The organism is Psychromonas algicola (assembly GCF_004378355.1).
GTDB lineage: Bacteria > Pseudomonadota > Gammaproteobacteria > Enterobacterales > Psychromonadaceae > Psychromonas.
On record NZ_SNUB01000065.1, the window covers coordinates 1 to 1,261 of the forward strand.

Genomic DNA, 1,261 nt, shown 5'->3' on the forward strand with positions numbered 1-1,261 from the left:
GTAATGAAGTTTGCTTACGGGCAAGTACTTTAAAATCTGTCTTTTTTATATGCTCCATCTTTGAGTCACTTTAATCGCAATAGATAACTCAATTAGATCATATTTTTACTTAGATTGGTATCACTCTCTCGCGCTCAAACTTCTATTCAAATGAAAATGCGATTACTCGCTTTAGCACATTTTAAAGAAGGTGAATCTCGCGCTAAGATTGCACAATTCCTTAAAGTAAGCCGAACAAGTGTTAACAAATGGGTTAGCATTTATTTAAATGAAGGCTTCGAGGGGTTAAAAGAAAAACCAAGAACTGGTCGTCCAGCTTATTTGTCAGCAGCACAACAGAAACAACTAGCTCAGTTTATTAATGAGAAAGGAGCTAGTGATGAAGGTGGTCGATTGATTGGTGCTGATATCCATGCTTATATTAAAAAAGAATTTGATAAAACCTACCATACTGATTCTATTTATTATCTTTTAAAAAAAATGGGATTTTCATGGGTCACTTCTCGTTCTAGACACCCTAGACAAGGGAAAGAAGTACAAGATATTTTTAAAAAAATTCCACACAAAAACGATCACTAAGATCCCTGGGCATGTTCCAGTAGAGCGAGTAGATATTTGGCTTCAAGATGAAGCTAGATTTGGCCAACAAAATACGACAACCCGTTTATGGGCACCAACAGGCAGTCGACCACGTGCAGTAAAACAGCAACAATTTGAATACGCTTATTTGTTTGGTTCAGTTTGTATTAATAATGGTGCTTCAGAAGCGATGGTTGTTCCCTTTGTAAATAAAAATATTATGGAGCAGCATTTATTGCAAATATCTGAAGCTACCAAGGATGGCAGGCATGCCGTCGTTATCATGGATGGTGCAGGGTGGCATACTGATGGAATTGATATAGGCTTCAATAATGTCACGATAATAAAACTTCCTCCTTATTCGCCAGAATTGAATCCCATAGAGCAAGTCTGGGGTTGGATGCGGCAACATCATTTATCAAATCGAACTTTTAAAGGATATGAGAATATAGTTGATGAAGTTTGTCATGCTTGGAACAGCTTTGTTAGCGACAGTCAAAGAGTGATAAATATGTGCACAAGAGACTGGATGAATCTGAACACTTAATTTTACAGATTGGTATAACCCATCGCTGTCGCGATATTCGCCCTACTTTCTACGTAGGTCATCAATTAACAGATATAAAAAAACCCAGTAAGAAAATACTTACTGGGTTCGTTTAATTAGGCGCTTGGCAATGAC

Annotated in this window: 1 protein-coding gene; it reads left to right on the forward strand. The window is 37.3% G+C overall.

What is annotated here, in order from left to right:
• Positions 1-150: 150 nt before the first annotated feature.
• A protein-coding gene (locus E2R67_RS16325) for an IS630 family transposase (RefSeq protein ID WP_166739414.1) occupies positions 151-1,126 on the forward strand; the annotation gives its coding sequence in 2 pieces (ribosomal slippage) (positions 151-549 and positions 551-1,126; 975 coding nt in all).
• Positions 1,127-1,261: the final 135 nt, after the last annotated feature.